The sequence below is a fragment of the Blastomonas sp. UPD001 genome (genome assembly GCF_003426715.1).
GTDB lineage: Bacteria > Pseudomonadota > Alphaproteobacteria > Sphingomonadales > Sphingomonadaceae > Blastomonas.
Genome location: NZ_QKVT01000001.1, coordinates 3,263,534 through 3,286,162, shown reverse-complemented (window position 1 = coordinate 3,286,162; position 22,629 = coordinate 3,263,534). Strand labels below are relative to the sequence as shown.

At 62.1% G+C, this 22,629-nt stretch carries 19 protein-coding genes; 5 read left to right on the top strand and 14 right to left on the bottom strand.

Features of this window, described 5'->3' with window-relative positions:
* The first annotated feature begins 66 nt into the window (after positions 1-66).
* Both DM995_RS16700 and DM995_RS16695 read left to right on the top strand, forming a co-directional pair.
* On the top strand, positions 67-1,410 hold the full coding sequence (locus DM995_RS16700; protein WP_198669397.1) for an efflux transporter outer membrane subunit: 1,344 nt from the start codon (positions 67-69) through the stop codon (positions 1,408-1,410).
* Positions 1,411-1,632: 222 nt separating this feature from the next.
* Complete coding sequence (locus DM995_RS16695) at positions 1,633-3,531, top strand: sensor domain-containing diguanylate cyclase (RefSeq protein WP_116970146.1); 1,899 nt, start codon at positions 1,633-1,635, stop codon at positions 3,529-3,531.
* 98 nt (positions 3,532-3,629) lie between these two features.
* On the opposite strand, the gene mobF is transcribed toward DM995_RS16695, so the two are convergent.
* From mobF to DM995_RS16625, 14 genes are all read right to left on the bottom strand, one after another.
* Complete coding sequence (mobF, locus tag DM995_RS16690) at positions 3,630-6,410, bottom strand: MobF family relaxase (RefSeq protein ID WP_116970145.1); 2,781 nt, start codon at positions 6,408-6,410, stop codon at positions 3,630-3,632.
* Positions 6,410-8,308, bottom strand: coding sequence for a type IV secretion system DNA-binding domain-containing protein (locus tag DM995_RS16685; RefSeq protein WP_116970144.1), 1,899 nt, complete (start codon positions 8,306-8,308; stop codon positions 6,410-6,412). The genes mobF and DM995_RS16685 overlap by 1 nt, the downstream gene beginning before the upstream one ends.
* Entirely contained in the window at positions 8,305-8,595 is a 291-nt protein-coding gene (locus DM995_RS16680) for a hypothetical protein (RefSeq protein WP_116970143.1), read from the bottom strand. The genes DM995_RS16685 and DM995_RS16680 overlap by 4 nt, the downstream gene beginning before the upstream one ends.
* Before the next feature lie 544 nt (positions 8,596-9,139).
* Positions 9,140-9,916 carry a lytic transglycosylase domain-containing protein gene (locus DM995_RS16675; RefSeq protein WP_232824455.1) on the bottom strand — a complete coding sequence of 259 codons (777 nt, stop codon included), beginning with the start codon at positions 9,914-9,916 and terminating at the stop codon, positions 9,140-9,142.
* Between the two features lie 3 nt (positions 9,917-9,919).
* Positions 9,920-10,252, bottom strand: a complete 333-nt coding sequence (locus tag DM995_RS16670; protein ID WP_116970141.1) for a DUF736 domain-containing protein — start codon at positions 10,250-10,252, stop codon at positions 9,920-9,922.
* Positions 10,249-10,839, bottom strand: a complete 591-nt coding sequence (locus DM995_RS16665) for a S26 family signal peptidase (protein WP_116970140.1) — start codon at positions 10,837-10,839, stop codon at positions 10,249-10,251. The genes DM995_RS16670 and DM995_RS16665 overlap by 4 nt, the downstream gene beginning before the upstream one ends.
* A complete protein-coding gene (locus DM995_RS16660) occupies positions 10,836-11,339 on the bottom strand; it encodes a DUF2840 domain-containing protein (protein ID WP_232824454.1) in 504 nt (167 codons plus the stop codon). Before DM995_RS16660 ends, DM995_RS16665 begins: the two co-directional genes overlap by 4 nt.
* Before the next feature lie 115 nt (positions 11,340-11,454).
* Positions 11,455-11,697, bottom strand: coding sequence for a helix-turn-helix transcriptional regulator (locus tag DM995_RS16655; RefSeq protein WP_023836037.1), 243 nt, complete (start codon positions 11,695-11,697; stop codon positions 11,455-11,457).
* A 93-nt stretch (positions 11,698-11,790) separates the two neighbouring features.
* On the bottom strand, positions 11,791-12,345 hold the full coding sequence (locus DM995_RS16650; protein ID WP_023836036.1) for a DNA -binding domain-containing protein: 555 nt from the start codon (positions 12,343-12,345) through the stop codon (positions 11,791-11,793).
* A gap of 52 nt (positions 12,346-12,397) precedes the next feature.
* A complete protein-coding gene (locus DM995_RS16645) occupies positions 12,398-12,583 on the bottom strand; it encodes a transcriptional regulator domain-containing protein (protein WP_023836035.1) in 186 nt (61 codons plus the stop codon).
* A gap of 125 nt (positions 12,584-12,708) precedes the next feature.
* Entirely contained in the window at positions 12,709-13,026 is a 318-nt protein-coding gene (locus DM995_RS16640) for a DUF736 domain-containing protein (protein WP_023836034.1), read from the bottom strand.
* A 568-nt stretch (positions 13,027-13,594) separates the two neighbouring features.
* Positions 13,595-15,076 (bottom strand): amidohydrolase family protein, encoded by a 1,482-nt coding sequence (locus tag DM995_RS16635; RefSeq protein WP_157973248.1) that lies wholly within the window; start codon positions 15,074-15,076, stop codon positions 13,595-13,597.
* A 148-nt stretch (positions 15,077-15,224) separates the two neighbouring features.
* Entirely contained in the window at positions 15,225-16,460 is a 1,236-nt protein-coding gene (locus DM995_RS16630) for a sensor histidine kinase (RefSeq protein ID WP_023836032.1), read from the bottom strand.
* Positions 16,461-16,513: 53 nt separating this feature from the next.
* Complete coding sequence (locus DM995_RS16625) at positions 16,514-17,200, bottom strand: response regulator transcription factor (RefSeq protein WP_023836031.1); 687 nt, start codon at positions 17,198-17,200, stop codon at positions 16,514-16,516.
* A gap of 133 nt (positions 17,201-17,333) precedes the next feature.
* Between DM995_RS16625 and DM995_RS16620 the strand changes: the two genes are divergently transcribed.
* The 3 genes from DM995_RS16620 to DM995_RS16610 form a co-directional block, all read left to right on the top strand.
* Positions 17,334-18,377 (top strand): type 1 glutamine amidotransferase domain-containing protein, encoded by a 1,044-nt coding sequence (locus tag DM995_RS16620; protein WP_023836030.1) that lies wholly within the window; start codon positions 17,334-17,336, stop codon positions 18,375-18,377.
* Positions 18,378-18,524: 147 nt separating this feature from the next.
* Entirely contained in the window at positions 18,525-19,778 is a 1,254-nt protein-coding gene (locus DM995_RS16615) for a S41 family peptidase (RefSeq protein WP_116970138.1), read from the top strand.
* A gap of 522 nt (positions 19,779-20,300) precedes the next feature.
* Positions 20,301-22,629 (top strand): tetratricopeptide repeat protein (locus DM995_RS16610; RefSeq protein WP_198669396.1); only part of this gene is annotated, 2,329 nt, incomplete at its 3' end.

The window sequence follows — 22,629 nt, the reverse complement described above, 5'->3', positions numbered from 1 at the left end:
TCACAAGAGACACGGGAACCTGAAGTGAGAGCACGGATACTGGTTGCGATACCTTGGCTGGCCGCGGTGCCTGTGCTGAACGGGTGTGCGCCGCACGTGCAACTGGCGGTGGCCCCAGACATCCAGTCAGCGACATGGTCGATCCAGCCTGGCGCTGGTGCAGACGGAATTGGTGTAGCTCAAGCTCCGCTCGACTGGGCCGCCTTCGGTTCACCGCGTCTCGATGCGTTGCTGGCCCAGGTGCGTGCGGCGAACACCGATATCGCCATAGCCAATGCACGCATTGCCCAGGCGGCCGCCGACCTTCGCATCGCCAAATCCGCCAACGGACCGACGCTGGAAGCGTTCAGCCGGGCAGAATCGAACGCGCGCGGCGGATCGGGCGACAATGCCTTTCGCGACAGCTATGTCACAGGTGACCTCGACCTTACCTATACGCTGGATCTTTCCGGGCGGCTGAAAGCTAGCAAGAAGGCGGCGTTCGCCCGATACCGCGCTGCCGGGTATGAAGCGCAGGCGACACGCCTCACCATCGAAGCCGCTGCCGCCACGGCCTATATCGAATACGCGGCGCTGTGTGACAGGATCAAGATTGCCGAGCAGGCATTGGCCAATGCGTGGGAGTTCGGACGAACATTGAACCTGCGCGCCGAAGCCGGGATTGTCAGCCAGGTTGATGCAGGTATTCAGGCGGCCGAAACCAATGACATTGCGGTCAACCTGTCGCGCCTGCGCGAGGCGCGATCGCGCACCGTTCAGGCGATCGCAGTTCTTGCAGGCGAAGAGGGACCGCTGTTCGACCTTGAGCCCGCCTCTCTTGCCGATTTCGCGTTGCCGCAGTTCAGGTCAGACCAGCCGGCCTCGCTTGTCACCCGGCGGCCCGACATGCTGGCGGCAGCAGCCCGCATCGAGGCTGCAAACGGTGATGTCGATCGCGCACGCGCAGCCTTTCTGCCCGACATCGAGCTTTCGGCCGGCTCTTTCGTCGATAGCGCGGTGGGCGGCGGAATCTTGAACCCTGGCTTTGCGCTGGCCGCCCGGATGGTGGCGACGATCTTCGACAATGGTCGTCTCAAGGGTCAGGTCTATCGAGCATCTGCCGAACAGCAAGAAACCGTGGAACTGTATCGCAAGGCACTGCTGAACGCGCTGGCCGACGCCCAAAATGCGATCGGAGCCGTGCAGGCAAATGGTGAACGCATCCACCTGCTCGAAAACTCGCAGCACCATGCCGCGCGCACGGCTGCGCTTGCGCGTGATCGATATGCAGAGGGCGCCGAAGATTTTGGGGCCGTGCTTGACGCCGAACGTCAACGACTCACCGTCGAGGATGCGCTTGCCAGTTCGCGGCAGCAAGCGTTCAATTCAGCAATTGCCCTCTATGCCGCGCTTGGCGGAAGCCCTCGATAGCCTTTCCAGCCTAGCCGCCAAATTCGCCTGCCAAACTGGGAAAACAGCCACTGAAGCATTCGAGAGCAGAGGGACCAGCACGCTTTGGACAGCTCCCGTGATCGCGCCGCGATCGTAGCACCATGCTCACGCTGCCAATCAGAGATATCCGCGGCAATTTCGACTTTGCAGTTAGCCAGCATCGTCTTGCATTCATCGGTGCAAGCCAATTGGGCTCCGACGATGCTCTTCACGCAGTTCACCGATATGAAGCGCGATTTGCGATCAACGGATTGTGATAGAAGCACTAAATTAACCAAGCTCCGGCAATCGTTGCCAATGTTTCGCGGTTCCGGCAAATTGAACAAGCAATTCCCTGCCTTGGGCTGGCCATTGGCGACCGGCTTGGCCTATTATACCGCTGCGGTAACGTCACTTGCTCTTACAAAGGGTCATGACGGAATCGCGACGGTGTGGCCATCAAGCGGCGTGCTGGTGGCCGCGCTGCTCCTCAGCGAAAAGCGGGTTTGGCCACTCCACATTCTGGCGGGAGCGATCGCCAGTCTTGTCGCCAATCTTGGGCAGGGCAATGGCATCGGTATCTCGCTGGGTTTCACGGCAGCAAATGTCGCTGAATCTCTGCTGGCTGCTTGGCTACTCATGCGCAGCAACGCCCAGCGACCATTTGCAGCCAGATCGACGGACATCGTCACCTTCTGCACCCTGGCTGCATGCTCGACGTTGATCAGTGCGTCGATGGCGTCGATGATCGTGCCCGATCCAACGCCTGTCTTCTGGTTTTCATGGTTCTCGACCGACCTTCTTGGCATTTTACTGGTCACTCCGCTGATCCTGATTATGGGCTGGTCGCTGCGCAGAGGCAGGCTGCTGCCAAGGCATCAGACCCTTGGACAAATTGCCGCGATGTTCGCCATTGTGGCCGCGGTTGCGATATTCACGTTCTCGCAATCGAGGTTCCCGCTCCTGTTTCTGCCAATGCTGACCATCCTGGCGGCCGTGTTCCGCCTCGGTGTGTTGGGTGCGACAGGTGGCGTGCTGGTCGTCGCAGTTGTCAGTTCAATCGCCGTGACACTGCATTCGGGTCCGGAGGCGCTCATCGATGCTGATCCGATGGCTCGCAGCCTGTTTCTGCAATTCTATCTGCTGTCCTTGTTCGCTTCATCGCTTCCCATCGCGGTGCTGCTCGCCGCGCGCCGACGGCTGGTAAATGAGATCAGCGAGAGTGTCCGTCTTCTCCAGCTCGCCGAGAGCGTGGCCAATGTCGGGCACTGGCGGCTGGACATTCTGACAGAAACTGTGACCTGGTCACACCAGGTCTTTCGGATTCACGGCCTGACCGACGATCATCCGCCTGCCTATGCAGATGCGATCAACGCATATCACCCTGAAGACCGTGCCATGGTGTCATCGACCATCGAGCGCGCGATAATGGATCATCAGGGGTTCGAATTCCGCGCCAGAATCATCAGGCCCGGTGGCGAGATCCGCCATGTCCTGTCGCGCGGCGAGTTCGATGGCATCAGCATTGACCGGCCCTTGGCGCTTTTTGGCGTCATTCAGGACATTACTGCGCAAGCAGAACATGAGGACGATCTCAAGGCAGCTGGCCAAAGAGCCGAGAAGGCGGCGGAAGAAGCGCAGATCCTGGCGGAAACCGACCAGCTGACCGGGATAGCGAACCGGCGTCGCGTGACGCAATATCTGGCAGAGGCCATGGCAAGCGCGCTGGAAAGCGGGCGCCCCATGGCCATTGCGCTGCTCGACATCGACCACTTCAAGGCGATCAACGACCGATACGGGCATCTTGTAGGCGATCAGGTGATCCAACGGGTCGCCATGGACGCGAGCCGCCAATTGCGCGGCAATGATATGCTCGGCCGCTTCGGTGGCGAGGAGTTCGTCATTATTTTGCCGGATGCATCGGCAGACATTGCCGTGATGGTCGCAGAGCGGGTGAGAAGCGCGGTCGAGGCTAGCAGAACAAGCCCCTCCGTTACCATCAGCATCGGCGTTGCCGAATGGACACTGGGCGAGACCAGCGACAGTCTGCTGCGGCGAGCGGACGAGGCGCTATATGCGGCCAAGCGTGCTGGCCGGAACGTACTCAAACTTTCGGCGTGAGGATGAGACAAAAATCTACTGCACAGCCAAAAAACAGACAGTTCCACAATTCTCCATTTCAGTATCAGTTCATGAATTAAATCAACCAAGAGTGATTATCAAAGCCCAGCCGTCTTCGAAAACAGAGAATTCCCTGAGTGCGCCACAGGTGGTTTCAATCCTTCCGGCTTAAGCGATGATGCTGGACTGAGCGCTGTCTGGACGGTCCCTGCCCGTTCATGGATCGCCGTGACCAGCCTGGCGCGGTCGTTGGTCACGATGATGGCAGAATGTCTGGCACGCGATATTCCGACATAGAAGCTTTTCTGATCGACCAGGTTGGTCGCACGGCTGTCTGCATGAACAATGACATGATCTGCCGTTCGTCCCTGGGCGGCAAAGGCGGTGTCGACATAGCCGTGCGTAATATGCCGGTCGCGCGCTGCACCGAGATCAAGTGTCCGTATCTGGCCCTTGGGGCTGCGGATCGTGGCGGTTCCGGCATCGGCATCAACCTGCAGCACCTTCGCCCGCGCGCCATTGACGCGCCCCGCTTCGCGATCGTTGCGCGTAAACCGGATGGTGTCTCCGGCCTGCAGCTCCAGCCGCTGGCTTTCGAACACCTGGACTTCGCCCGTACCCCATTGCCGCAACCGCCAGTCGACGGCCTTGCCGTCCTCGCCCTTCAGCGCGATTGCGCCTTTGGCCATATCGATACTTTCGATCCGAAAAGCCTCGCCTCGCTTCACGCCCTTGTCCGCATAGTCGCGGGAGAAACGGACGATATCGCCGGTATCATAGCTCAAAGGATCGCGTGCCTCGGCGCGGGTAAGCCCCTTGTTGACCAGACTCCATGTGGTCAGCGACGGACCATTAAGGCTGCTCGAACGGGCAAGCGCCGAGCGGATTTCAGCGGTAAGCGCATCGCGGCCTTCGCGCGATGGCTCTATGACCATGGTGCGTTCCCGCTGGTGAGAATCGAGCTCGGCATAGCGCGCAGCAATCGTGGCGAAACGCGCGTTTCGGTCGGCATGTTCGATGATATCGCCGCCACCTCGATCGATCGCCGCCAGCGCCTTTCGCGCATCGCCCTCGATCGAGGCGAGTACCGCATCCTTCACCGCGCGATTGCTCTGGCGAACGATCTGCTCGAGCTTGGCCGTCTCCATCCCTGCAGCCTGCAACTGAGCAAAGGCAGCGCCTGCCTCGACCGAACCCAGCTGCTTGACATCGCCCACCAGAACCAGCCGGGCATGGTGTTTTTCGGCTTTCTCGAAAAGCCTTGCCGTATCGCGCGCCGAGAGCAGCGAGGCCTCGTCCACGATCCAGAGCTGGGCTCCGCTGTCGGCGACCCTGTCGGGTTGCAGCAGTTGGCGCGCCACGGTATCGCCGCGTGTCCCGAGAGCCTGGCCGAGCACCATGGCAGCTGAGGCCGTGGGCGCGAGCGCTGCCAATTTGACGCCCCTAGACCGGGCCTCGCGAGCGAAGGTCGCAAGGACAGTCGTTGTCTTGGCGGTACCGGCATAGCCCTGCACGGCCGTGACCTGGTTGCGGCTCGTCAGCAGCTGGCGTGTGGCTGTCAGCTGATCGTCATTCCACGGCAGGCCAGCATCGGCAGAGCGACGCGCAGCCATCGCTACCGCCCTGGCTGCGGCGAGCGGCGAGGCGATCGGAGCGAATGCGCCGCGACCCTCCGCCTCGATCTGCAAAAACCTGGTTTCCGCTTCGATGTTTCGGCGTGTCGTAAATCCGGCAAATTGCGCGCCGCGCCGGTCGGCGAAAGTCCTCGGCTCGATGTCACCTTTTCCAGCCGCTGCTGCGATAGCTGCTGAAATATCCGAATAGCCTATCCGGCCCATCCCTGCGCGCCCTGCTTCTTCGTGCAGGGCAGCTGCTGCAAAGACCGACTGGCGTTCCCCAAGCTTGTCGGCTGCATGAGCGACGGCGCGCGATGCCGCTGTTGCCTTCTCGTCACCCTGAATAGCAGCGCCGGCTCGCATGCGAGCTTCCCTGACCATGGCATGGCGCTGAGCAGCACCGAAGCCGGCCCGGTCGGCCGTCTCGCGCCAATCAGCGACGAGCGAAGCCTGGTCGACTACCTTCTTGGCTTGCCGGGTATCGAGTGCAGCCACCTGCTTTTCAGCGGCGCTGGCATCCGAGCGGCTCGATCCGCGATTCGCCAGCGCAGCCTCGATTTCGGCACTTCGCTTGCTGAAGGCGGTCAGCACATCGGCAGAAACGCCCCTGATCTCGAACATCGAGTCCTTGGCGATATCGATCTCATAGCCGAGCTCGCGCACCTTGAGCGCCAGTTCCTGCCGATAGATGGCACCGATCTGCTTCTGCAGCTGATAGACCGCCCGAGGCTCAATGCTCCGCCAGGCGCCGTCCTCGGTCTGCGTGGCGTTCATGATCACATTATGCGTGTGAAGCTGGGGATCCTGGGCGCGGCTGGTGCCATGCTGGAAGCTTGCTATGACGAGATTGGCTGTAGCCTTGCGGGCCACAGCCCCATCGGCTCGGACACGGGTTGCCGCCGTATGGGCCTCGACATGGGCGAGCGCAGCCCTGACCGCAGCGTCATGGGCCCCGATCAGCCGCCGGTCGCCTGCAACTTCGGCCATGATCGATACCGACTTCGGCGCGCTCAGGGTCACATCCCATCCCGGCCGGTGCTCGAGCTCGCCCTGCCTGTATGTCCCGAGCTGCTGCCCATCGATTTGACCTTCGAGCATCCGGCGGAACACATCCCGGTCGACGTCGCCGGAAAGTGCAAGCTTCTCGGCCCCCTTACCGTTCCAGGCCGAAGGAGATTTTCCCCCGTCGGCATAATAGTCGTCGGCTTCGTAATAGCTGCTTGCCTGGGCCGGACTGGTCAGCGCGGATACCGATGCAACCATCAGACGGGTCCATCATCGGCAGAGGCCGGAGAGGAAACAGGCGGCGTCTCTGGCACTTCATCTGCGACATCTGTAACCGAGACTTGTTCCTGTGCGGGCTGAGGGTCGGCGTTCCCACGGCTCTTTCCCGCATGATGCCACAAGGTGGTGCCGGGGTCTGCCGGCGAGAACGGCGGCTGTCGGGCTTCCCCCCGCCTGGCAATATGATCGGCGGCCAGCGATATGAGAGCTACGGGAAGACCGTCGGGAAACAGCAGATAGCCCTTGTGGCGCGGGAGGCGCAGTTCGCTCTCATGGATGGCGGGTCTGATGCTGCGCTGCTTGCCCAGTGTGATCCTGGGCGGTTCGTCCTTTTCGCTGAGCGCTCCCGTCATGGTGTGGATCTCGACTTCGCAGTTACCGATCGTATCGCTGGCCCAGCGCCGCGATTCAGCGTCGGTCAGCTGGAGAAAGAGCTTGGTGTTGCAGCAGCCGAGCATGGCTTCGGAAATGTCCCTGCCATAACGGCTGCGCATCTGGCCGATGCCCTGGAAGGTCAGGATGACCGCGGCCCCGAACTTTCGTCCTTCGGGCAGCAGCCGGGCGAGATTGTCGACGGCAGGGAGGTCTGCGAGCTCATCGAGCAGGAACCAGACCCGTCGTGACGCAGAGGGCGCCAGACCGAGCATCGCACTGGCGGCGCATTCTAGCCAGCAGGCCAGCAGCGGATTGGACGCTTCGAAATAGTCTTCCTTGCGCGGCACGAAAATCCAGGGGCGCGGTCCCGATCTTTCATCGAGGCCTGTAATGAAATCGCGAAACGAAAATGGTCTTTCGTCGCCGACGGGCATGCGCAGGAACTGGATGAGATTTGCCGCCTTGGCGAGCATGAACAGCACGCTGCCGGTGGCGCGGTCGGCATCGTCGGCAAATGTTCGTGCCGACGAGCTGTCGCCGAGCCAGGTCTTCAGCTCTGCAGCGGTCTGCACCTGCAGCGCATGCAGGAGCCCGGGCAATGTTCCCCTGCCCTCGCGCCAAAGCGCGCGCAGCATATTGGCCACCAGGATCCGGCTGGTTTCAAGCCAGACATCGCGGTCATGCTGACCTGTTTCGCTGATCAGCTGCTGGGCGATCCGGTCGGCATCCGCCGGATGCGCAATCTCTGCAAAGGGCGACCAATAGGCGCAGCGCGCATCGAAGGGATTGAGGATGATGTCGCCGCGCGCCGGATCGTAATAATGGGCGATGAACTCGCCGCTGGTATCATAGACCAGCGCCGCCTCGCCGCGCGCTTCTATGCAGTCGAGCATCTGGCGCAGCACCGTGGTCTTTCCGCTCCCGGTCGTTCCGATCATCGCCATATGGCGGGTCTCGAGCCTTGCAGGAAACGGGACCGCGCCGATCGTGAGCGAATGGCCTTTCGGACTGGCCGCAACCATTCTTGCGAGAGCAGTCTCACTGGTGACGATGGTCCCGCTCACGACACGGTCACGAAGCGCTGCTGCACGGCGTCGTTCAGCTGCCCGGCGCAGCAGCCCCGCACTGAGTGCCCAGCCTGCGAACCCCAGGATCGCCCCGCGATGTGCCAGCGTGGTAGCGGCACCCGCAGCATCGCGGAAATAGGGATGCCTGGCCACCGCCTTTGCGGACACCATCTTGTCGCCATCCGGATAACGGAGGGTCATGTCCGGATTGCTGGCGTGGCCAGCAGAAAGCCAGCCGAGCAGCCTTGCATGGACATAGGTCCCGCACGCCTGCATTTGGCGCGTATCGAGCATCAGCCATGGGGATGCGAGCCCGCCGAGCGCAACCGAGCACAGCATTACGAGCGCGTGGCGCTTCAGCCGCCGGGACCGGCTCAGGCGATCATGGCGACGCAGGCTCTCGGCATGCAGTCGGCGGTCCTGCGGCTCGGTCATGAACGGCCCTGAGCCAGAGCCTTCTGGCGGTCATAGGCCCGATGGATTTCAGCGGTGATGGTCTCATCGGTCTTGCCGTCACGCTTGGCAGCACTGCGCGCATAGCAATAAGCGGCGCAGGCAGTGAACAATGCCCTGTCGATCATTCCTGCCAGGCCGCCAACCTCTGCGCTGAGCGTCCCTGCTTCAATCAGCAATTCCTTGAGGGCTTCGCTTTCGCTTGATGGCTTTGACAGCGCCGCAATCCCGGCTTCGACACAGAGCGGCAGCATCGCATAAACGGTCATGCCGCGTTCCCCAGCAAGACGCGAGAGTGCATTGTCGACCTCACTTGCCAGACGTACCGTATGCCTCCTCCGCGTCATCTCACCGCCTTAGACCAGCGGCAGATCAGCGGCTCAAGAAATGGCAGAAAACCTGATGTTTCGTCCCGCGATTTTGAGGTGGCGTCAGATCCGCCGCTCAAAAAATGGCGGAAATGCTGCATGCACCCGTGCGTGAGGTGTGTATCCAATTTACGGGTCCGATGCGAAGTATCGCGGCCCAGCATCCTTGAGGAAAAATGCCCAGACCGGAGCATGGTCCCTTGCATGAAACAGCCACTAGTTGCGGTCTTGCCCCCGGTCGCCAGCGACAGCTCCCCGGCAATGTCACAGCCAGCTTCCAGGAAAAACTGGCCCGGAACTGGGCGAACGACCATGCAGGCAGTTGGCACCACTCGCCAACGAGCAGCTTTCTGCACAAGGCGAGCATCCGCTGCAGTCGTCCTGCATCCCGGGAGCAATGGAGTTGCCATCGACATCTCCTGCAAGCCGCCCTGGTGCCGCCTGTTCATCGGCGCCTCCGGGGCGACAAAGGAACAAACAGAGAGTTGGTCTCCGCACCAGGCTCGCTACCAAAGTTGCCCGAGTAGTCAGCCTCGGTCTCATCCGGTTGCTTGTCCCGCGTGGGTCCGAGCCCGCTTTCGCTGGCACTGCGTGTGACGGCGAAGACCGTCGGGGGATGCAAGGGACGTGCTTTTCCGATAACAGATCGTGGCTCGGTGATGGCAGGCGCGCCGATCAGAAAAGGCGCGAGACGAGCGACATAGGAACGCGTCTCTGCAGGAAGGTGGCGAAGGCCGGCGCGGTACTCGTCCACCCGGCCGGGCCCTGCGTTATAGGCAGCCAGCATGAGCCTTGAATCACCATATCGGTCCCACATCAGGCGCAGATACGCCGCACCACCATGGATGTTGGCGCGAGCGTCGAACGGGTCTGATCCCAGGCCGTAGCGCGCAGCAAGCATCCTCCAGGTCTGCGGCATGATCTGCATCAGGCCCATTGCACCTACAGGCGAAACGGCGCGCGACCTGCCACCGCTCTCGGCACGCATGACCGACCAGATCCAGCGCTCGGGAATGCCGAAGCGACGCGAAGCATCTGCCACATACGGCGCATAGGGATGAGGTTCAGCGGGTGCCGATGCCTGCCGGGATACCGCAGCAGGGAGGGGCTGGCTCTGCGGTTCGGCTGCATATGCCGGGCACGCGGCAAGCATCCCGATCTGCAGTCCCGCTGCAATCAAGGCGGTCATCCGCACGCAAACATCATGCTTTCTGCTGGCCATGACCTATCTCGGATCACGGGTCTTCGAGCGTGACCAGAGCAGATTCCAGGCGTCGTCGCTGCTTCCCGCCCGAACGAGAATGGCCCGCAGGGGCTGAACGAAGCCGGGATCGTCGAGCTGCAAAGCAATATAGTTTCCGGCGCGCTTGCCGCTGCGGTTCCACCCTGCTCCGATCTCGGGGCCGGTGTCAGCGGTACCTTTCAGCACCTTCCAGTCGGGCGCATTCTCGCTGCTGTCGAGTTCGGCTGGCACAATCATGATCTGTGCATCGAGGCCAAGCGTGGACAGTCGCCCCGAATATCGGGATTGATCAAATCCGAACGTGCCGATGATCATGGCAAATGCTCCTCGTTTCTTGTGGTGGCATGGTTCAACTCGGGTTCCGGGAGCAAGCGGAGTGGTGCACCGGGGCGCGAGCGGGTGAGCAGGGGCCGGGCGATCCCGATGATGCTCGAAGACGCGACAGGCCCGAAATATCGTCCATCGAGGCTGTCAGCGGCCGGGTTCAGCAGAAAAAGGTCGTCAGCGCCAATGGATCGACATCCCTGCCAGACAGGCATGGTACGCCCCATCCTGTCATGCGGCCGGGCGACAGACATGCTCTTGCCATCGACCGTCACCTTGGCGCCCCGTCTGCAAACCGACTGGCCGGGCAGTGCAGCGATATGCTTGAGCAGCGGCACGCCGGTTGGCAGATAGCCGCGCTCCTCGATCAGTCGCGCGATCGCCGCTTTGGGCGTCAGGACAACCAGATCCCCGCGACGCGGAAGGACAAAGTCATCGACCAGATAGAGGCCGACCGGAGCGCTCGGGCTGGCGTTCCACAAAAGGCGGGGACGCGGTTCGAGACAGGCGATTGCTGCAAAGGCGCTGCTGAACAGTCCTGCCAGCACGCAGGTCCTGCGGAGCCAGCGCGCATTCATCGCCCGGCCCTACTGCGCTGAAGCCATGCAGCGTGGCGTGCACGGGTATAGGGCCTGATCTGGCGTCCATCGTTCAGCCTTGCAGCAACATCGCGCCAATGGTCGGGCGATGCGTCGCATGGATCGATGCCGTCGGTCTCCATCGCATCGACCATTTCAAGCACCTGCGAAACATGCGCCAGGTTCTCGACATGGAGCAGACGTTCGCCGCCTACGATCACAGAAGCGATGGGCGCACTGGTCTGCCCCGCTTTTGCAGCCTGCACGACCGAAAGGCTGCAGCAGGTAGGGCCGAAGTCACTGGAAATGCGCCGGACCAGCGCGAACACCGCGCCGGGACGGAAGGAAACGATGCGGCTGGCTTCGCTATCCGTTCGATCATCCGCGACCCGCCCGAAGCGCAGCATATGTTCGCAGCGGCCCTCGATCCATGTCAGCCGCACTTCGGTAACCGACGCGTCGGCACCGCTCTGGCGTCCACAGGCGAATTGCGGCTTCACAGTCTTTCCCCGGCAGCGGCATAGTCGCAGGACAGATGTCTGCGAAGCACGTCCACCGCGTGCAAAGGGAGGTCTGAGGCGACGATTGCGCGCAGCGTTTCATCAGGACGGCGCATCAGCGGCGCACCGGACGCGCAGGGTGGATCGTTCCCTTGCCCGGATCGGAGGTGGAGGATCGCCTGCCGATTTCGGCCCAGGCATCGAGATCCTCGATCGCGTAGACGATCCTGCCGCCCAGCTTGCGATACTCGGGGCCGGTGCCGTAGCAGCGGTGCTTTTCGAGGGTCCTGGCAGATAGCCCGAGCCGAAGCGCGGCATCGGGGGTCTTCAGATAGCAGGGGGCGGAATAGGCGTTCACTTGGGCATTCCTTCCAGTAACCGGAGCGGACCAGCGCGATTTGCGGCGGCTGGAGCGGCATGGCGGACATTCTTCGGTCACCGGAGCGGCTGATTATCGGGATTGTTTTTGTCGCCCCTCCCCGCCCGCCAGCAGCGCGCGGTAGCCGCTGTTCATCATGGCCCTGGCCTCGCCGATCAGGCGCTGCGTCCGGCGTCTTTGGGAGGATGACTTCCATTCCGCGCCCCGCCCGATCGACATGCCGGGATAGACGCGCTGGCACGCAAGTTCGTGACTGGTCAGTCGAACGCCGTCCGGAATCACCGCAAGATCGAGGATGTCACAAAGCAGTTCGAGGCGCTGCCGCTGAAACTCTGTCGGGATCAGAAGGCCAGCAGGTTCCCCGGAGCCGAAGTCAACTGGCGGGCAGTTCAAGACCGCAGAGGCGGAAAGGCGAACTGACGCCAGTTGATCGCAGGGAATGACAAAGGCGAGCGGCCGCTCATGCAGACCCGTCAGCAGGCAGAGCCGATGCAGCATCTGACCATCGCTGAGGACCATATGATGACCCGTCCGCAGCTGCTGCTCCGCGATCACACGCAGCGGTGTCATGAAGCTGGCCGCAGACCTCCCCGTGAAACGATCAGGGGCGGCATCGAGGATGGTCACGAAACCGCAGGCATCAGCGGCCCAGAATGCCGGTGCCTCTTGCGCATTCAGGTCAGGCGGACAAGGAAAAGCTGAGGCCCCAGCGCCGGGCCATTTCCTCCTCCCGTCCAAGGTCCCGGCTGCGCCCTGTCTTCACCACGGCGCGATATTCGGCCCGGTATCGGGGATTTCGGCGCAGGAATTCCTGGGCGAAGCCGGGAAAGTCGAGCGTGTGCCGTGAAAGTGCCTGTTCGGCCATCGCTGCCTCCTCGAAAACCTGCGATAATGGCCATCGGAAGCGTCGCGGCCATTCCGGTCCTGAGGGGCGGCAGTCCCTGAAACAGGGTAGCCCGCCCGGCCTTTCGGCCGGGCGGGCTGCGCGGATCAGTCCGCGCTCCTGCGGCTCGGGCGGTTCCAGACTAGGTCGTGCGTCCCATCTTCGGCCTCGAAGAGCTGGGCAAAGACCGGAGCGGCAAAACTGGGATCATCGAGCTTCACGGACAGGTAGGAGCGCTTGTCCTGAGAGGTCTTGGCCCAGGCTGCGCCGACTTCCGCCTCGCCGACGAAAACCCGATGGCTGGGTGCATTGTTGCCGGGATTGTCTTCGGGCGCGATGCGCACCGACTTGGCCTGCAGGGAGAGTGTAACGATCTGACCGCGATATTCGCCGGAGACCTTCTTGAACGAACCAATTTTTGCCATGTTGAATTCCTTTCCTCGAATGCTCGAGCCGCGCCAGTGCGGTCTCGATGCGCATCGCCCGCCAGCAAGGGCGGAGCGCTGCAGCCGGATGGCCCGGAGCGGATGCGGAGGACGGCAAGCCAGCGTCTTTCTTGCTCCGCGAGGAACGGCGGCACGCCGGGGGAAGAAAGTCGCGACGGCTCGCCGTTGCGGCAAGCACAGCCAGCGCAGCGACTTGCTGGCAGATCGCGCATCTTCGAGAGACCGTATTGGTGCGAGGGACAACGAGGTTAGAGAACTGACAAGATTGTTCGATAATGTTCCCATATACTGGCCCAGCTACACGCCATCGCCGCAGGCCGCGCCGTCTTGACTGAACAACAACATACAGCCCTGAAACGTCATATCTGGGTTTTGGAGGCACTAGGCGATTGTCGGAGTTTGGGGACTTAACCGCCGGACCCATTCGACATGCTGAATGGCTGGGTTCGCCAATACCGGTCAGTCAGCTTCGACTGGGGTTCTGCAAAACGCCGAAATTCAGCAAGCGACCTCATTGCGGTCATTCGCGTCGCGCGGACGCTTTGGTCTAGAGGTCGGATTGGACCGAACTTCTGGCAAAGCCGAGAATGAGCTTCAGTGTTATTGCTGGTGAGCGCGCTTGCTCACGGGTATAGTCGAGCAGCGAGTCAAGCAGCGCACGATCGTAATGCCGCCCGTTCATCCATAATGCCGCGATCTTGCGAGTGTTGCCTATGTCTTCGAGTGGATTGGCTCTCAGCAGCACCAGATCGGCGCGCTTGCCGATGGCCACCGAGCCCGCCTCGCGCTCTTGTCCGGCATAGCGTGCCGCAGCGATTGTGGCGGCACGCAGAACTTCGGGCGCGCTGAGGCCGGCATTGACCAGGTGCGCCATCTCGTCGTGATAACGAAATCCGCCGATCGTCGTGTCTGTGCCGACCAGGATGCCGACGCCTGCGCGGTGAGCTTCGCCCGTGAGCTTGCGACCATGTTCGAAATAGGCGCGCAAAGCCGCCTTGTGGTCAGCGGACGGATAGCGCGCCGCGACGGCGCCGAGGTCGTCTCTCAGCGCCCATCGTGACAGCGGATCGAGATACTCGAGGCGCGGGTCGGCAAGAAACTCCGGATCGGCCGATCTTGCGTCTTCCTCGCGGGTTACATGGGTGGGTACCAGCCAGGTTCCGGCAGCACGCATCTGGCCGAAGACTACGGCGCACTTTTCCGCGTCATGCTCCTTGACGATGCGCCGGGCGAGCGCGCCGGGGGAAACGTCGGCAAGCTTCCCCTCGCGCCATGCAGCGGCCTGCGCGAAGCAATGACGCGGCAGCGCGTCGGAATGTTCGATGCTGACCTGGCCAGCTCGGACCGCTTCGTCGAGGGCGACGGCTTTTGGCAAGTGACCGAGCAGCTTCAAGCGGTGTCGCCGGGCTTCCTCCGCCGCACGGAAATAGGCTGGCCGCGAGAGTCGGTCATAGACCTTCAGCGCATCAAGCCCGCGGTGCTTGTAAACAAGCGCGAGCCGCGAGACATCGGATGGGGTCACGTCCGGGCCTTCGAGATAGTAGCTGGCAATCTCCACGAAGCGGGGAGACGTCATCTCGCCTGCATCGGCCGCCCGCGTCCATGCACGCTTGTCTTGAAGGCAGGCGATCAGCGTGTCGCGTGTACCCGGGCAATCCATCATGTCGCGCACATTGACGATGCCGTTTGCGACAAAGAGCGGCAAGTGCAGTTCGGGCGAGACATGGAAGCTGTGCATGTGCATGTCCCAGAAGGCCGGGACCAGCCAGCCCCCCTTGCCATCGATCACCGGAAGGCCGTCACCCTGTGCCGCGCTTCCGATCGCATGGATGCGACCGCCGCGCAGTTCGACATCGGTGAGCGGGCCGGCCGCGCCCCTCTCCACATCGACGATGTGGACCCTGCGAATGAGGTAGTCGGTGCCGGGAGGCGGTAGCGGTGCTGGAGGGGTCGGCCACATCAGGAGCACAAGAAGCGCGAGCGCCGCTACACCGATCGTTACTCCAGCGATCTTGAGAGCTCTTTTCATCAGCCGGTTCCTTTGATGAGCCGGGCGCATTTAGCCACACGCCTGTGAAAGAAGCGTCAAAACGCTTTCGATGGGTGTTTGACGGACTACCGCTCAAGCTTGATGCCGCACTGCTTCCGGCAGCAAGTCTGAACGGACGGGATCCGACTCAAAGCCCGCAAAATTCGAGTCTGAGATGCACGCCCTTGCGGCTGCCTTCGGCCTCATCGAGGAAAAGTCCGATCCCAGCTGCGTTGCACAGGCGCCGAGAGATATCGAGGCCCAGGCCGCTACCGCTGCTACCGATGCCCTTCGCGAAAGGAGCGAACGGATCGGTCCCGGGTTCAAATCCGGGGCCGTCATCCGAAATCGACAAAGAGCCGTTAACATATCTGATCAACAGCTGGCCGGCCCCGACATGCTGGAAGCTATTGCCGATCAGGTTGTTGAGCACGAGTTGCAATGACGTCGGGTGCGCGAGCACGGCGGCATTAATGTCGACCTCGGTAAAAACCTCGATCAGGCTGCCGGGATGGCGTGCCCTGGACCAGGATACGGCTTTGTCGATCAGCGGCCGGAGCCGCACGCGTTCCTTGCAAAAGCGATGATTCTCCCGCGCCAAGGCGAGCAGTTGATCAAGCGCCAGGACCATGTCGGTGGTCGCGGTTTCAATTCGCCGCAAGGGCTCAGCAACACCAGACGGCAGGTCGCGGTTGAGCGCGATGACTTCCGCGGCGCCGGAAATGACCGCCAGCGGCGTGCGCAGTTCGTGACTGGCATCGCGGGTGAAAGCGCGCTCCCGCTGAACAAATCCGCTTATCCGCGCAAATGCCTGCTCAAGTACTTCTGCGAGCGTCCCGATTTCATTGGTCGGATAATCTTTCGCATTCAGTATCGGTATCTCCGATCCGGCCCCAGCCACATCGCGAGCCAATGCGCTGAGCGGCTGCATCGCCCGATTGACGAGCCACCACCCGAATGCGGCCATGACCGTCGCGATCATCAGGCTGAGCCCCGCCAGCAGCACGATGAACGAATTCCGGTATGGACGAACGAGCAAATCCCCGCTGACTTCAATCACTGCAATCGCCGGTGCCCGCCCCGCTCCAGATATGCCCTCGTTGAGATCGAAGCGCTGGATATGATAATGGCGGCCCTGCTGTCCGTAGAATTCGCTCTGCTGAGGATTTTCCAAAAGTTCCTTTTGGATCTCCGGTGGCAGATGCTGTTGGCCGCGATATATGGTGACGGTAGGATTGTTCGGCGTCGTCAGCGCGCCCGATCTGCGCCATGCGGCTGTCTGAAAAGCGACCTCTTGCGACAGCCTCTCGCGAAACAGCCGGTCTTCGGTGGTATAAGCGATGGCAAAGGCGGCGAGGCCGAAGATCGCGCTTGTCGCAATCACGCTGCCTATGATCGTGAGAACAATGCGCCCGCGCAGGCTGTGCCGCCTTCCTCTCACCGTGCAACCTTCAAGCGAAACCCGATACTATGTACGGTCTCGATGATGGGGACGTCGAAAGGCTTGTCGACCACCTGGCGCAGCAGGTGCAGATGCGCGCGCAGCGAGTCGGACGAGGGCGGTTCATCCCCCCAGAGGCGCGAAGTCGCCTCATCACGGCTGACAGGATTGGGCCACGCTTCTGCCAGCAGCAAAAGCAGTTCCCACAGCAGCGGAGTGAGGCGCAGCGGCTGCCCGTCCCGGGTTGCGATGCGTGCCTGACGGTCGATGGTCAGCGGGCCGACCACGAAGCGATGCGACTGGCCCAGCTGCGGTCGCAAGGTCAGCGCGGCCACCCGCGCGGCAAGCTCTGCCAGTGAGAAGGGCTTGACGAGATAATCATCAGCGCCATGCGCAAATCCCGCCAGCTTGTCATCGAGCGTATCGCGCGCGGTGAGCATCAATATGGGTATGCGGCGGTCCGCGCAGCGGCGAAGCTCGCTGCAGACGCTCAATCCGTCGCGGTTCGGCAGGGCCAGATCCAGCAGCAGGATGTCGATCGGGCGCACCAGCGCTTCGCGAAGCCCCGACTCGCCATCCGCAGCATAATGCATTCGGTGCCCAAGCGCCTCGAGATAGTCGATGATGTTGCTGGCCAGATCGGGGTTGTCCTCCACCAGCAGAATGTCGAAGCTTTTGCTCAAGAGCAGTTTCCCGGCTGTTACTTCCGCCTCATGGCGCGCCCTGTGTCAAAGGAACGTCAAACCGCGTTTCACATCTGCATGACATCCGGTGTGCGAATGCTGCCAGCATCAACAGCTTGTGAAAGGGTAGAAGATGCTGCTGCGGATAACAACGGTGCTGACGTGCACGCTCGCTTTGCTGCTGTTTGCGCCTAGTCATGCTATCGCCGCTCAGAACAACCGCGTCCTGCTGGTCGTCAGCGGTCATGGACTGGAAGAGGGCAAGGCACGCCCCGGCTTCGAAATGGACGAGCTCACACAGGCCTATGCCGTTTTCGCGGACAATGGCCTGCAGGTCGACATCGCCAGCCCAGCGGGCGGGGTGGTCGTGGCGGACAAGTTTGATCGCGACAAGCCCTATAACGAGCGGTTCCTCGCCGATCCGATCGCCACCGCGAAGCTGAATGCCACCCTTTCGGTCGCGAGCCTCGACAAACAGAACTATGCGGCAATTTTCATCATCGGCGGCAAGGGCGCAATGTTCGATCTGCCCGTCGATGTTCAACTGAAGGCGCTGCTGGCACAGACCTATCAGGCCGGAGGGGTCATCGGCGCTGTCTGCCATGGTCCTGCAGTCCTGATGAACATCTCGCTGCCAGGCGGCGTGTCGCTGCTTGAGGGACGCTCGGTCACCGGATTTTCAAACGAGGAAGAAGCGCTGTTCGGAAAGGGCTGGGCGCGGGCGTTTCCCGTTCTTCTGGAAAACGGCCTGCGCGGATCAGGTGCACAGTTCAGCGACGCCCCGATGATGCTGAGCCATGTCGTCACGGATGGCCGGCTGGTGACGGGGCAGAATCCATATTCGACCGCTGCAGCAGCAGAAGCGGTGATCAGGGCGATGGGACGGATACCCGCGCCGCGCCAGCCATGGGCGGATGAGCGCAGCATCGCGTTGCTCGGCGAGATGCTGACCGACGGCAAAGGGGCAGCGCTCGCGACATTTGCCACGGATCCGACGCTGTATGATGTTCCACTGATCGCGATGTGGGGATATTACCGAGCGCAATCGGCGGGATCAGACCGCGATGTGCTCGCCAATGCGGTCGAAGTCATGGAACTGGCCCTGCCCCATTTCAATCGTCCGGAACTGGTTTCCGCCATCGCCGAGGGTCGCAGCAAACTTGCAGCGATGCCGTAACGCCGTCGCGGCCTTGCCATTGCCGATCTGTTATCTTCGGCTCGGCTCGAGCCAGAACCGGGGACAGCATCACTACAGTGTTGATCGTCTATCGGTTGAGACCAGAAATAGAACATTGTGCTTTCCCTCAGGACAAGAAGGGGCAACATGAGAAACATCTCAAAAGTAGCTGGCTTGATCGGCGCCATTGGAGCGATGCTTTCTTTCCCTGCGTACGCGCAATCCTACGCCCAGGTCTTTGCCGAGCTTGAGCAAGCCGTGACGGAGAATTTCTACGATCCGCATTTCGGCGGCCGCAACTGGCGTGAAATCGCTGATCGATATCGTTCGGAGATGGCCAATGTCAAAACCGATTCAGAGTTTCAGCGTCTCGGACAGCGGATGCTGAATGAGCTGGGCGTATCGCATGTTGTTCTGCACCTGCCGGGGACGAACCGGCCTACCATGGGACTTGGTGCGCGTTGGGAACGGATAGGATCATATGACGTCGTGGTCGATATCGATCCGGCATCAGGTGCGCGCGCGGCGGGGCTCAGGATTGGTGACCGTATCCTCAACCCTGAGGCGATCCGTGGCCCGCGGCAGGAAGCGGCTCTGCTGGATGTCGAGCGCTGCGATGGAAGTCACGCCCAACTGACCGTTCCGCGGGAATCTGCCTACTGGCCGCCGCGCGAGAAGACGATCTCGTGGAGTGTACTGCGGCGCGGGGACGGCCGGACGGTCGGCTATATCCGGGCAGACCGGTTCGGCGACGATGCTGCCGATCTGGTCGATGAGGCCATGGAGACGGTCGGTTCGACCGACGGCCTGTTGATCGATATTCGTAACAACAGCGGCGGAAATGCCTCTGCACTGCGCCTGCTGGGATATTTCGCCGACCCAGGACCCGGCATCGCCCTGCTGTCGCGGCCCTTTCTTGAAAAGCTTGACGGACCGGTCGAGGCATCGAACCTGGCCAATATCCACCGCGTGTCACGCGCCTACACGACCGAAGCGATCTTCGACGCCGTCAGGCAGGGGAAAGGTGCCGTGATGCTGATGATAGAAGATCTGGGAGAGCGCCGCTATCGCAAACCGGTGGTAGTGCTGATCGGACCGGAAACGGGAAGCGCAGCGGAAGGGTTCGCTTGGGGCCTGCGCGAACAGACGAAGGCTGTCCTGGTCGGCCGCGATACCGCCGGTGCCCTGCTCAGTTCCCAGCCGTTTGATCTGTCTTTAGGATGGCGGGTGACATTGCCCGTGCATGGCAATTGGGGGCCGGATGGACGCGATTTCGGTGATCGCGCTGTCCCGCCGCATATTACCACCGAGCTGACGCGTGAAGCTGTGTGCCGTGGTGAGGATTTCGACCTGGCAACCGCTACAGGCGTGCTGGAAAGCGCCTGGCAGGCGGGTCAATGACGACAGAAACGCAACAGCACATGGCGCGCGCTTTGTGGCACACCGACCCTTTCCTTTTCCGAACCCTGGCGTCAGCATTTCACAACCCATTGGACCTTCATGCTGGGGTTGGAAGCGATCGACTTGTGCGTCGCTGCAAGCCAACTGTCACGAAACCATCTTGCTCGGGTCATCTGCAGGGCCGGAGCTCGATTCCGCAAGCCGAATGACGGCTTTCGGCCGTCGCAGACTTTCAGCCTGATCACTGGCAATGACCGAGTCGGGGTCGAACTTCCGTCGGACGCGTGCGCGGGATCGGGGGACAAAACTGTCGTTTCAGGCATACCTGTAAAGCGGCAGGTCTTTCCCCAAGATCCAACGCTCAGGTCTTTTCTGATTGGTCTCGCACCCCGACGACGGCAGGGCTGCTTGCGGACAGGCTCACGGAAAGCGCGAGATTCACCGCGCACACTGTGCTGGAAAGCACGCTTCGCTTCGCTTAAGCCAAATCGATTTCGGCCGAGCTCAATCAAGGACCTGGCGATGACGGGATGGGACATGCAATGCAGTGTGCTGGCAGGCCTCGCCCTGCTCTGCGGCACGGGTGCGAGCGCCCAGACAGTCATTGCCGACGGGCTGACTGTACCGGAAACGATCTACGCTCAGACCGAAGCTCGCTTTGCGCAAGCGCATCAGCAGACCTATGGCGGTGATGACGAATACTCCCCGCCACCCGCTCCACTGCCATCATCGTTCATGTTCCGTCCGGTAGACGTGAATGCCGACGGGCAGCCCGACTGGCTGGTCGATTTCTATCGCGGCAGTCACGGCCTTGCCGCATTCTGCGGTACCGGCGGTTGCCTGCAGGAGCTGTACGTTTCCAGGCCCGATGGCACGCATGCCCTTGGCCTCTCAGCGCAAACGGTCAGCCTCGAGATCCGCAAACGCAGCGGACAGATGCCGCTGGTGGCACTCTCTGTTCACGGCATCTATTGCAACGGTACCGGCGGCGACGACTGCCGCATTGGCCTGGAATGGTCACCGCGCACCGGGGCGCTCGTTCCAGTGGCAAGCGAAACGACCACGGCCTCGATCAGCGGCTTCAACCCGCTGAAGCAATCGCCCCCCGCCCCGCCCAGGGAAGTGCTGCGCAAGCTGGAGGACGACCGCAAGACCTGCGAGGCGGCTGGCATGGTTCTGTCGGAGGAACTTGCCGGGGAAAACACCTACCCGCTGCTCGACTTCAACGATGACGGCATCTCGGATTGGTTCGTCGAGGCCTATTGCGAACCTCCCGAACCTGCAGAGGGAAATGACGCCGAGCCAGCTGCCGAAGCCGCACAAGGCCAGGTGCCGCAGCTTGCGGCAGCGCTCTACCTCAGCCGCAAGCAGGAATTTGTCGAGGCCGTCACGACTTCCGGAGGATATGCTGTCTTTCTCTCCACCGGCCGCCCCGTCTTCGTGGTCGGGGCAGAACAGAGCGATTGCGCGGCTGAGATGGCCGGCGACTGCCCCGCGCGGACCTATATATGGGATGCTGCTTCCGGCACGATGCGCCGGATCGAGATCGCGCCGCTATCCGGTGAGGAGCAACGGTCCTTGGAAGCGCTCGAAGCCCAGGTTCTGGCCGATCGGTGGCCGCTGGACGCGTCCCCGGCAATCCTGGATCAGGCCCGCAGTCTGGAAGCCGGCCTGGCGCAAACCCGCCCGCCCAACGATCTCGATCTCGCCCGTGCGAGGTTCGCGCTGGGTGCGCTGTTGCTCGTTCAAGGCGACAGGCGCGCCGCCGAGGGCATGTTGCGCCTTGCCGCCGACGCTCTGCACAGCCTCGGGATCGGGCAGAACGCTCGGCTTGCGCGAGCGAGGACGCTGCTGGCAAGAGCCATAGATGCGCCCGAACGGGTCGAGGAGCGCAGCGCCATGGCGCGCGGGGCTTTCTACGCACTTGAAGAAGGACCGCAAACCGCATGGCTGCGCAATCGCGCCGCAGAGATGCTCATCCCGGCCTATTACCGGACGTCCAATTTTAGTCTCAATGCCGCGGAGCTCGAGGACTTCAGCGCCGCAGGGGCAGGCCGTGGACCCGACAGCTGGGCCGGCCCTGCCGATTTCACCCGCTATGCCGCCGGCCTTGCACGGCACGAATTCCGCTGGGACGATGCCATCGCTCTGGGTCAGGCGCTTGTCGCCGCCCCCCACGCCGAACAGGCCGATCATGCTCATCTTGCGAGCGATCTCGCCACGGTCGCACGGCTCGACGAGGCCGAGAGCGTTGCCCGCAAATCTGTAGTGATTGCCGAAACGACAGTCGGCCGAGATCATGTGCAGGCGCTGCGTGCGCAGTCCGATCTTGGCGCGATCCTGCTGCAGGCGGGCAAGATCGATGAGGCAGAAGGCATTTTGCAGAGCGTCGTGGCGCGGATGGATGCATCGTCCGCAATCAGTCACGATCTTCCGCTTGCGCTGCGCCGTCTGGCCGATTGCGCTCTGGTGCTTGGCCGCGTGACCGAAGCCGAGCCCCTGCTGGAGCGCGCGCTAGCGGCCGAAGCGGAGCTGCTGGACCGTTTCATTCTGGCCGATGAGTATGATGATTTTGCTGCGACCCGCGCGCTGGCCAGGGTTCAGGTCCTGACGGGCAAGGGACGCAAGGCGGCACAGGCGCTGGCAGCATCGCTGGCGCAAATCAACAATGAAACGCCTGCGACGCTCGGCCTGCTGCTGGATTATCTGGACCTTGCCGATGCCCATGCGACGCCCAACGAGCGTGCTGCGGCCGCCTATTTCGCCAAGGCTGACGATGAGAGCAGTGCCAGCATCGCGGCCGGAGCGGTGCGCATGGCGCGGGCGCTCTTTGCCGAGCCGCACCCTGCGA

Excerpts from the sequence above, each read along its gene's own strand:
- DM995_RS16665 (WP_116970140.1), bottom strand. The coding sequence starts at position 10,839 with ATGAATGCGCGCTGGCTCCGCAGGACCTGCGTGCTGGCAGGACTGTTC.
- DM995_RS16635 (WP_157973248.1), bottom strand. The coding sequence starts at position 15,076 with ATGAAAAGAGCTCTCAAGATCGCTGGAGTAACGATCGGTGTAGCGGCG.
- DM995_RS16615 (WP_116970138.1), top strand. The coding sequence starts at position 18,525 with ATGAGAAACATCTCAAAAGTAGCTGGCTTGATCGGCGCCATTGGAGCG.
- mobF (WP_116970145.1), bottom strand. The coding sequence starts at position 6,410 with ATGGTTGCATCGGTATCCGCGCTGACCAGTCCGGCCCAGGCAAGCAGC.
- DM995_RS16640 (WP_023836034.1), bottom strand. The coding sequence starts at position 13,026 with ATGGCAAAAATTGGTTCGTTCAAGAAGGTCTCCGGCGAATATCGCGGT.
- DM995_RS16695 (WP_116970146.1), top strand. The coding sequence starts at position 1,633 with ATGCTCTTCACGCAGTTCACCGATATGAAGCGCGATTTGCGATCAACG.
- DM995_RS16675 (WP_232824455.1), bottom strand. The coding sequence starts at position 9,916 with ATGGCCAGCAGAAAGCATGATGTTTGCGTGCGGATGACCGCCTTGATT.
- DM995_RS16620 (WP_023836030.1), top strand. The coding sequence starts at position 17,334 with ATGCTGCTGCGGATAACAACGGTGCTGACGTGCACGCTCGCTTTGCTG.
- DM995_RS16645 (WP_023836035.1), bottom strand. The coding sequence starts at position 12,583 with ATGGCCGAACAGGCACTTTCACGGCACACGCTCGACTTTCCCGGCTTC.
- DM995_RS16680 (WP_116970143.1), bottom strand. The coding sequence starts at position 8,595 with ATGACCGTTTATGCGATGCTGCCGCTCTGTGTCGAAGCCGGGATTGCG.
- DM995_RS16685 (WP_116970144.1), bottom strand. The coding sequence starts at position 8,308 with ATGACCGAGCCGCAGGACCGCCGACTGCATGCCGAGAGCCTGCGTCGC.
- DM995_RS16670 (WP_116970141.1), bottom strand. The coding sequence starts at position 10,252 with ATGATCATCGGCACGTTCGGATTTGATCAATCCCGATATTCGGGGCGA.